This is a genomic window from Turicibacter sp. GALT-G1, from assembly GCF_025594995.1.
GTDB classification, from domain to species: domain Bacteria; phylum Bacillota_I; class Bacilli_A; order MOL361; family Turicibacteraceae; genus Turicibacter; species Turicibacter bilis.
This window is the reverse complement of sequence record NZ_JAMQUS010000101.1, coordinates 1-9,855: the sequence shown is the minus strand read 5'-3', so window position 1 is coordinate 9,855 and position 9,855 is coordinate 1. Positions and strand designations below refer to the sequence as shown.

The window sequence follows — 9,855 nt, the reverse complement described above, 5'->3', positions numbered from 1 at the left end:
CCGTTCATATTTAGAGATAAAATAGAACCGCCGTATACGGAACCGTACGTACGGTGGTGTGAGAGGACGATGATTAAATTAATTAATTATCTCCTACTCGATTGCAATGATATGTAAAAAAAAGTAAAATTATATTCAAGAAGAGGGGAGATATGTGATGAATCAAAATATAGGATGTTTAGGAAGTATACTACGGATATTTGGGATCTTGTCTAAAGAGGTTAGTCCGCAAATGAGGTAGGCAAGTGAGATAAAGCTACCTTATCGGTTAAGGGACGATTTTTTATCATCTACAGAATTATCATTTTATAAAGTACTTATGTTAGTTTTAGAGAATGAATCAGTTACAGTTTTTACAAAGGTATCTTTAGGGGATTTGTTTTTTTGAATATTAGAGATTATAAAGAAAGAACGAAATATTGGAATAAAATTAATCGTAAGCATGTTGATTTCTTAATTTGTGATCGCGATACACTAAAACCAATTGTAGCAATTGAATTAGATGATTCGACACATGCACGAGAAAATCGACAACTGAGAGATGAGTTTGTCAATCAGATTTTCACAGCAGCAAAATTACCACTTATACATATTAAGGTGAGTCAGTCCTATATTGTTTCAACATTACAGGATGAATTAAAAAAATATCTTAATCAAGCAGATGAGTCTAAAAAGGTATCAAAGGTTAATGAGCGTGTTCCAGTTTGTCCGAAGTGCCAAATAGAGATGGTAGTTCGTGAAACTAGAAGAGGAATGAATCAAGGACAAAAGTTTTATGGTTGTGTAAATTATCCTCGTTGTAAACAAACAGAACCTTTCTTATAATAATTAAATAAATCTCTTCATATAGTATTAAATGAAGTCATCATACGATGAAGGGGGATACTTTAAATGAAGGGGTTCTTAGGAGAGCAGTTGTATCGTTTGTATAAAGTGATTTTGAAGCTTGTATTAACGATAGTACCGACTGTACTGATGACGATTACTTTTTTTGTTCAATTAGCTCATTTTGAGTTTGGATTGGAAGGGATTTTCTCTCAAATCATAGGTCTATGTATTCATATATTAATAACTTTAATTCATGCGCTTATCATCTCATTTATTTGGGTAACTGTTGTTTTCTTTTTGCTGAAGATCTGCTCGTTTCCGATTGATGGAATTGATATTGATTCATTAGAAAATCTCGTCCTAAAAAGGGATAAAAATCATGGATATATTTCTAAAAGTGATTGTCTTTTTAACATGATTGGAATTGTCTTTTTGATTTGGCTCATCTGTTTTCAACCTCAATGGATTGCGAGTTATCATGTTTTGAATGGACAGCTACAAATAATGGAGCCATTATTCAATGTCTCTGTTTTAAGGGGCTATCACCCGTTAATTTTTATTATTTATGGATTTGGTCTACTTTATTATTGGTGTAAGTTAATGTTAGGACGATGGTCATTCAAACTGCTTATATTTCAATTAGTGTATAAAGTGTCAGCCTGTTTCTTATTTTGTATGATGATGTTAAATCAAACGCTATTTAATGAACGATTCTTTACAACGTTATTTTCTTTTAGTCATTCAAACTGGACAATCGATTGGTATGTATCGAGTCGAGTGTTAATCGTTATCTCTGTTGTTAGTTTAGTCATTGAAATGAGTCGAAGTTTTCTGGAGTACAGTAAAGATCATTAAGGAGGCGGATTAAAATGAATTTGCTGGATGAATTAACCCTTCTTTTCTAGAAAATTGAAAAGAAGGGGACTTATATGTTTAAGAAAGATCAATTAAATCAATTAGCTTTACCATTAATCTTAAGTAATGTTGTATCACTAGTTATTAGTCTTTGTGATCAAGCTGTTATGGGCCATTTATCAATAACAAGTTTTGCTGCAGTTGGAATTGTAGCTGGATTTATTAATAGTGTGACAGGGGTATTAGGTGCAACTTCAATTAGCTTCAATATTTTAGGAGCACGAGTTTATCAGAATCAATCATTGTTTCGAAAATATCTTGAAACTCAGGTCATATTAAGTTTATTAATAGGACTACTAGGTTTTGGATTTATAACCTTTGGTGGAAAGTTTATCTTTCAACAGATTTATCAATTAAATGCGCAAGTACTAGAAGAATCATTGAACTATGCGTATATATTCAGTAGTTCTATTGGATTAAATCTGTTATTATTCACTTGTTCAAGCTATTTAAAAATAATAAATCGAACTAAATATATTTTAATTGGGAATACAGTTGCCACAATCAGTAATGTTATTCTTGATTTGCTCTTTGTTTATGGTTTAGGTTTGGGGATGATTGGAAATGCAGTTGGATCTGTTTTAGCACTCATTTTAAATCTTATTATATACCTTGTTTTATTGAAATGTGAAATCAGATGGGAGGTACCATTATTTAGATTTTCTTTAATTAAAGAAAATCTTCAATATGCCTTTCCAATGATGGTTCAAGAATTTTTAGAAAATACCATTTTAATTGTAGTATTAGGAGCGTTAATCTCACGTATTGGGCTTCTTGAGGTCTCGGTTTATCAACTAATTAATAATTTATTACAGATTTCATGGATGCCAATGTATGCTTATGCACAGGCAACCTTGACGATTGTCAGTGAGAATCCAAAATGCATTGTTCCAATTCATCAGCAAGCGATTACTAGGTCCATTCGATTATATGCTTTAATTTCAGTTTTTCTTGTTTTAAATCAGAATTTTATTATTAATTTAATTACTAATCAAAAATTATTATTAGAGTATTTTTGTAAGTACTTTCCAATGGTTATTATTCTTTTTATTTTTAATAATATGTTAACAATTTATCAATATACACTTCAGACTTTAGGAGAACAGAAGTGGATTTTAAAAACTACATTACTTATTTATAGTATAGGATATCTACTTATCTATTTGTTTGCTCAATTGTATAAATCTTTATGGATTGTTTACGTGATCCTTGCTATGATTTATTTTATATTATCAAGGATCATGAAACTAAAACTTAAAATAAATCTAGACAAATATCTCCAAATTCCACCATGTTTATAGTAAAATAGGAACCAGGTATGAAGGTTTTTGATTTTGGTAGCTAGGTGGATGATAAGAAGTGGGTCAGAGTTATAAATCAGTAAAGAAAAATTTTATCATTGTTGTTATTCTTGTAATGACGATAATTAGCTTAATAGGAGCAACCATTGAGCGATATTTTGAAGAGATGCTAGTTAGTGATTATCGAAAAGAAAGCCTTGAAGTTTCAAGTCATATGGCAAAGGCAATTGACGAACATTTAACTTCGAAGATAAAAGAGCTAGAGTTTTTAGCAGGTGTTGTAGTTGAAAAGGTTGGAGATGATTCAACATTTGAGTTTGATATTTTAAATCAAGATTTAAGTTCAGAAATATTTAATGCTTTATATTTAGCTAAGGCTGATGGAACTGTTCGATCAACGGATGGAATAGAGAGAAATTACGGTGATCGAAGCTTTTTCCGACTTGCAATGAGTGGAAGAAGTAATATTTCAAACCCAATTACTAGTCAATTTGACAGTAAGCGAATCATTGTCTATGCCGTTCCTATTCAAAAAGATAATCAAGTCATTGGAGTTTTATGTGGAAGAAATACAGTTGAAGAATTAAATAAAATTATTTTAAGTCAAATGTATGGATCAAGTACGGACGTTTATGTTGTGGGTGATAACGGTGAAGTTATTCTTTCTAATAATTATAATAATAATTTTGTTGTAAATTCCTTTAATGACTATTATATTAATTTACCTGCTCCTAGTAATTCACAGTATATTCTGTCGACTAATCATAGTCAAAGTATTGAGTGGGAAGATAATTATGGAAACACTAGCTATATTAATTATCAGAAAATTGATAATGTAAGTGATTGGTATATTTTAACGACGGCTAATCCAGAAGTATTGGCTACTAAGATTCAACACATGAAACAACTGACATGGTGTGTCGTCATTTTAATTAATATATTATTTTTGTGTATTTATTATTATGTTATAAAGATCAAGAAAGATAACTTAGAGTATATTAAACGGTTAGCATTTTATGATTCAGTGACAGGATTATTAAATAACAATGGGTTTATGAAGAAAGTTGAATCTGTGCTAAAGCGTTCAAACCAAACGTATTATTCATTAGTGGTGTTTGATTTAGAATCTTTTAAATTAATCAATGAAATTTATGGCTATAGTAAAGGGGATCAACTTTTAAAAGAAATTGCTTTTCGGTTAAAGGCGGAATTTCATCCATCAACTATTTTTGGACGATTATCTAATGATGTTTTTATTTTAATGCTTGATACAAGAATTAAATATGAAGAGAAATTAATTCCAGCTACAATTCAAAGTATTGTTAATTTAGCAAGTCAACAGATTATAGAGAATCCATTGAATGCAAGTATAGGGATGTATTATTTTGATAATAGTGAATTAAATATCCAGCGTGCAATTGACCATGCAGATATGGCACGTTTACATGCTAAGAAAAATTTATCTAAGCGTTACTACTTATTTGATGATAAATTATTTAAAAATAAAATGGATTTAAAATTAATTGAGCAAGAGATAAAACCTTCATTAATTTCTAAACATTTCCAAGTATTTTATCAACCTAAAGTAAATCCTTGTACAGAGGAAATCGTAGGTGCTGAAGCACTAGTTCGTTGGTTCCATCCAGATCGGGGATTTATTAGTCCAGCATTGTTTATTCCTATTGCTGAAAAATCGGGAGATATTATTACTGTTGGAAGATGGGTGTTTAATGAAGTGTGCTCGATGTTAGCTGAACAAAAGCAAAAAGGTATTGAGAGTATTCCTATTTCAATTAATTTATCTCGTGTCGAGTTATATCAGTCGGATTTAATTTTATTTTTAAAATCAGTCATTTCTCGTTATCAAATCGATCCATGTTTAATTGAAGTTGAAATTACAGAAACAACTGCATTAAATGATGTAGAATTAATTAATGAAAAAATTAAAGCTATTCATGAACTTGGTATGAAAGTATCAATGGATGACTTTGGAACTGGAAGTTCAACGTTTAGTAACCTAAAGCAGGTTGATATTGATATTTTAAAAATTGATCGATCATTTTTATGTGATATTGAGACGAACTTTAAAAGTAAGGAATTGGTTCATGGAATCATTGATTTAGCTAAGCGAATTGGTGTTGCTGTTGTCTGTGAGGGAGTAGAAGTTCAAGAGCAAGTTAAGATTCTCAAAGAAATGCGTTGTGACCTCATTCAAGGATATGTTTATGCAAAGCCAATGCCAAGATCAGAATTTGAAGATAAAATCCAACGAGATGATTTTCTTTAAGAATCAACGTTTATAATTACTAATCCTTAGAGAGGTAAGTTAATGCTGCTTACTTTTCTAAGGATTTTTTAAAGTAATAGTTACCGTTTTATTCCTATTGCGGTTGTGGATCTAATAATCATCTGCTATGATAAAAATAAGTAGCTAGTATATGCGAACTGTAGTTGAAGAGGAGGGAGATAAGAAAATGAATCCTATCTTATTAGCTTTTATAGGGACAATGATTACATTCTTAGCTACAGTAATAGGTTCAGCTTTTGTTTTCTTTTTTAGAAATGGAATTAGTCCGTTTTATCAACGAATTTGTTTAGGTTTTGCTGCTGGGGTGATGATTGCTGCTTCAGTATGGTCACTTTTGATTCCTGCGATTGAAATGGCTGAAGAACAGGGAAAGATTGGATGGATTCCTGCAGCGGGTGGTTTTATTTTAGGTGGGTTATTTTTATATATATTAGATAAAATGTTACCTCATTTGCATCTAATGAGTGGATTAACAGAAGGTCCCTCGACTCAATTAAAGAAATCGACGCTATTATTTTTAGCTGTGACCTTACATAATATTCCGGAGGGATTGGCTGTTGGTCTGTCATTTGCTTTAGCTGCCAGAGAGGGAGGCTCACTTAGTTTAAGTGCGGCACTTGTTTTGGCGATTGGAATTGGATTACAGAATCTACCTGAAGGAGCTGCTATTTCTTTGCCATTACGCAAACAAGGGGTTAGTACTCAAAAAGCCTTTGCTTTTGGTGCCTTATCAGGAATTGTGGAACCGATTTAAGGTATATTAGGTACTATTTTAGTTAAATCAATTATTAGTATTATGCCATGGTTCTTAGCTTTTGCCGCAGGTGCAATGATTTATGTTGTAGTTGAGGAATTAATTCCAGAAGCCCAATTAGGAGAACACTCAGATTCAGGAACATTAGGAGTTATGATAGGCTTCCTCATTATGATGATTTTAGATATTGCTTTAGGTTAGAAAACTTGATTGAATAAATCAAGTTTTTTTAATTTGTAAAAAAGAGGATAATTGACAACACTAAAATTATGATTATAATATTCTTATACACCCCCCCGGGGGGTAGGAGGTATGACTATATGAATGAAGAACGAAAAAAAGCATTACAATCATTAAAAACAGCCAGAGGACAAATTGATGGGATTGTAAAAATGATAGAAGATGAACGATATTGTATGGATATTTCAAATCAAATTGTAGCTTCACAAGCTCTTTTAAAACGTGCGAATTTATTAATTTTAAAGCAGCATTTAAATCATTGCGTTACACAGGCTTGTTTAAATGGTGGAAGTGAAGAGAAGATTGATGAGATTATGGCAATTTTAGAAAAAGCAATGAGTAAATAGAAAGGGAGGTTTTAGAATGAAGAAAGTGTCGATGAAAATCGAAGGAATGAGCTGTTCTGCTTGTGCGAACCGCATTGAGCGTATCGTTAATAAGCTTGATGGAGTCGAAAAAGGCGCAGTGAACTTTGCGGCAGAAACGTTAGCCCTTGAATATGATGAATCAGCGGTTGAGTTAGGACAAGTAGAGGCGGCTATTGAAAAAGCAGGTTTTAAAGTGAAGAAAAATATAAAAGATTATACCTTCAAAGTTGAAGGAATGACCTGTTCAGCTTGTGCTAATCGAGTGGAGAGAGTGACACAAAAAATTGAGGGTGTTGAATTAGCTGTTGTTAATTTTGCGACTGAAAAATTAACCATTAAGTTAGATGCAGATGTAGCGAGTTATGGGCAAGTGAAAGCAGCAGTTGAAAAGGCTGGCTTTCAATTAGTTTCAGAAGAAGATACGATTAAAGGAGAAGAGAAAAAGCATGATGAAGCTTCAAAGTTACTAATACGCTTTATCATTTCATTAATTTTTGCTGTACCACTTTTAATTATTTCGATGGGACATATGGTCGGAATGCCACTTCCTCATTTGATTGATCCAATGATGAATCCATTTAACTTTGGGATAGTGCAATTGATTTTAACTTTACCAGTTGTTATGGCAGGCTATAAGTTTTATCAAGTTGGAATTAAAAATTTAATTCAACTAAGTCCAAATATGGATTCGTTAATTGCGATTGGAACACTAACTGCCTTTTTCTACAGTGTGTTTGGAATTTATAAGATTACACAAGGTGATGCAAGCTATGCGATGCATTTATACTTTGAATCAGCTGCTGTTATTCTTACCTTAATCACACTAGGAAAATACTTAGAGGCGGTCTCAAAAGGTAAAACTTCACAGGCCATTAAAGCTCTAATGGGATTAGCACCAAAAACAGCCACGATTGAGCGAAATGGCCGTGAGTTAGAAGTTCCAATTGAAGAAGTGGTGGTTGGGGATCTTGTTTTAGTGAAACCAGGTGAAAAGTTACCGGTTGATGGTGAAGTTATTGAAGGAAGTACAGCGATTGATGAATCAATGTTAACAGGAGAAAGCATTCCAGTTGAGAAAACAGTTGGTAGCTTAGTTATTGGAGCAAGTATTAATAAAACTGGATTTATTAAATATAAAGCGACTAAAGTGGGACGTGATACAGCTTTATCACAAATCGTCAAGTTAGTAGAAGATGCTCAAGGGTCAAAAGCACCGATTGCAAAAATGGCTGATATTATTTCAGCTTACTTTGTACCGATTGTTATTGGATTAGCGATTCTTTCATCAGTTGCATGGTTATTAGCTGGTGAAACAGGTGTCTTTGCCTTATCGATTTTTATTTCGGTATTAGTCATTGCTTGTCCATGTGCATTAGGATTAGCAACCCCTACAGCCATTATGGTTGGGACAGGAAAAGGTGCTGAATATGGTGTTTTAATTAAAGGTGGAGAAGCGTTAGAAACGACTCATAAATTATCAACACTCATTTTTGATAAAACAGGCACGATCACAGAAGGGAAACCGAAGGTAACAGATATCGTGACCACAAATCTTTCAGAAGAACAGTTATTAATTTATGCGGCGAGTGCTGAAAAGGGTTCTGAACATCCACTTGGAGAAGCGATTGTACGTGCAGCTATTGATCGTGGATATCAACTATGTGAATTACAATCATTTAATGCAATCCCTGGACATGGGATTGAAGTGGGTATCCAAGGTAAACAGATGTTACTTGGTAATAAAAAGTTAATGATTGAAAAGACTATTGATGTATCCTCATTAAGTGAAACATCGGATCAGCTTGCTTATGATGGGAAAACACCAATGTATATGGCAATTGATGGTCAGTTAGCAGGAATTATTGCAGTGGCAGATACGGTAAAAGAGAGCAGTAAAAAAGCAATTGAAACGTTACATCAAATGGGAATTAAAGTTGCCATGATTACTGGTGATAATCAAAAAACAGCAGATGCTATTGCACGTCAAGTTGGAATAGATTTAGTTTTAGCAGAAGTTTTACCCGCTGATAAAGCAAATGAAGTGAAAAAGTTACAAGAAACTGGTGTGAAAGTCGGAATGGTTGGAGATGGAATTAACGATGCGCCAGCCTTAGCACAAGCTGATATTGGAATCGCCATTGGTAGTGGAACAGATGTTGCGATTGAATCAGCTGATATTGTTTTAATGAAGAGTGATTTAATGGATGTGTCAACAGCTATTAAGTTAAGTAAAGCAACCATTCGTAATATTAAAGAGAATTTATTCTGGGCATTTGCTTATAATGTATTAGGAATTCCAGTTGCGATGGGATTATTACACTTACTTGGTGGCCCATTATTAAATCCAATGATTGCAGCAGCTGCCATGAGCTTAAGCTCAGTTTCTGTTTTATTAAATGCTTTACGATTACGACGATTTAAAGCATAAACTTAAAAGGAGGTATTCAAATGAAAAAGAAAATTCAATTAGAAGGTATGAGTTGTGGGCATTGTGTCGCACATGTTAAAGAGGTTTTAGAAGCATTAGAAAATACAACAGATATCCAAGTTGATTTAGGAACTCAATCTGTTTTAGTTGAGACAGGGGTAACTGATGAATTAATCAGACAAGCCATTGATGAAGCTGGATATACAGTACTTGGAATTGACTAATAGAAGAAACTGATGAGCTATCTCGAATGAGATAGCTTTCTTTTTTATCCAAAGAAAGGTAACATTAGAAACCAAACTAAATGAAGAACATTAATAATGAGATAAAATCCAAGTAAGCCAATGAGACAGTAGTTAGTAAGTTTAATCATTTTTACTGTTGCTGTTTTTAAACGAATATAAAGATATACAAATAGGACCGCAGGTAAAAGAACCTTAATAAAAAATGTGGCTATAGAATTGGTAATAATATTTGCCATTAGTGGATTAGCTTCAATAATGAGCCCGGTATTAACCAAGATAATTGTTAAGCTAATATCACTAATATTCAGAAGATACAGAATTAGGAGTTTGATTTTTAAATTTGGGAGTTGGTATCGCCGAATAAAGTTAAACATGATTAATCACCTATTTTTTTACTATTTTCTTTGTTTTGGGTTATAAATCAGTATATTATTCTGGGAGATAAGTTATGGATTGTCAACACTAAAC

Annotated in this window: 8 protein-coding genes and 1 pseudogene; 8 read left to right on the top strand and 1 reads right to left on the bottom strand. The window is 32.7% G+C overall.

Features of this window, described 5'->3' with window-relative positions; genetic code table 11:
- Nucleotides 1-384: 384 nt before the first annotated feature.
- From NEH74_RS13220 to NEH74_RS13185, 8 genes and pseudogenes are all read left to right on the top strand, one after another.
- On the top strand, nucleotides 385-825 hold the full coding sequence (locus NEH74_RS13220; protein WP_237257989.1) for a DUF2726 domain-containing protein: 441 nt from the start codon (nucleotides 385-387) through the stop codon (nucleotides 823-825).
- A 66-nt stretch (nucleotides 826-891) separates the two neighbouring features.
- On the top strand, nucleotides 892-1,683 hold the full coding sequence (locus NEH74_RS13215) for a hypothetical protein (RefSeq protein ID WP_055305447.1): 792 nt from the start codon (nucleotides 892-894) through the stop codon (nucleotides 1,681-1,683).
- Nucleotides 1,684-1,757: 74 nt separating this feature from the next.
- Nucleotides 1,758-3,044, top strand: coding sequence for an MATE family efflux transporter (locus NEH74_RS13210; RefSeq protein WP_055305446.1), 1,287 nt, complete (start codon nucleotides 1,758-1,760; stop codon nucleotides 3,042-3,044).
- 58 nt (nucleotides 3,045-3,102) lie between these two features.
- Nucleotides 3,103-5,331, top strand: coding sequence for an EAL domain-containing protein (locus NEH74_RS13205; RefSeq protein ID WP_055305445.1), 2,229 nt, complete (start codon nucleotides 3,103-3,105; stop codon nucleotides 5,329-5,331).
- Nucleotides 5,332-5,518: 187 nt separating this feature from the next.
- A pseudogene (locus NEH74_RS13200) lies at nucleotides 5,519-6,307 on the top strand (ZIP family metal transporter).
- Between the two features lie 119 nt (nucleotides 6,308-6,426).
- Complete coding sequence (locus NEH74_RS13195; RefSeq protein WP_055305444.1) at nucleotides 6,427-6,693, top strand: metal-sensing transcriptional repressor; 267 nt, start codon at nucleotides 6,427-6,429, stop codon at nucleotides 6,691-6,693.
- Nucleotides 6,694-6,709: 16 nt separating this feature from the next.
- Nucleotides 6,710-9,142 (top strand): heavy metal translocating P-type ATPase, encoded by a 2,433-nt coding sequence (locus NEH74_RS13190; protein WP_055305443.1) that lies wholly within the window; start codon nucleotides 6,710-6,712, stop codon nucleotides 9,140-9,142.
- Nucleotides 9,143-9,162: 20 nt separating this feature from the next.
- Entirely contained in the window at nucleotides 9,163-9,366 is a 204-nt protein-coding gene (locus tag NEH74_RS13185; RefSeq protein ID WP_055305442.1) for a heavy-metal-associated domain-containing protein, read from the top strand.
- 44 nt (nucleotides 9,367-9,410) lie between these two features.
- On the opposite strand, the gene NEH74_RS13180 is transcribed toward NEH74_RS13185, so the two are convergent.
- Entirely contained in the window at nucleotides 9,411-9,761 is a 351-nt protein-coding gene (locus NEH74_RS13180) for a DUF5658 family protein (protein WP_055305441.1), read from the bottom strand.
- Between the last annotated feature and the right edge of the window lie 94 nt (nucleotides 9,762-9,855).

Bases quoted from the DNA above. Each gene is read 5' to 3' on its own strand.
- NEH74_RS13215 (WP_055305447.1), top strand. From the start codon at position 892: ATGAAGGGGTTCTTAGGAGAGCAGTTGTATCGTTTGTATAAAGTGATT.
- NEH74_RS13210 (WP_055305446.1), top strand. From the start codon at position 1,758: ATGTTTAAGAAAGATCAATTAAATCAATTAGCTTTACCATTAATCTTA.
- NEH74_RS13195 (WP_055305444.1), top strand. From the start codon at position 6,427: ATGAATGAAGAACGAAAAAAAGCATTACAATCATTAAAAACAGCCAGA.
- NEH74_RS13190 (WP_055305443.1), top strand. From the start codon at position 6,710: ATGAAGAAAGTGTCGATGAAAATCGAAGGAATGAGCTGTTCTGCTTGT.
- NEH74_RS13185 (WP_055305442.1), top strand. From the start codon at position 9,163: ATGAAAAAGAAAATTCAATTAGAAGGTATGAGTTGTGGGCATTGTGTC.
- NEH74_RS13180 (WP_055305441.1), bottom strand. From the start codon at position 9,761: ATGTTTAACTTTATTCGGCGATACCAACTCCCAAATTTAAAAATCAAA.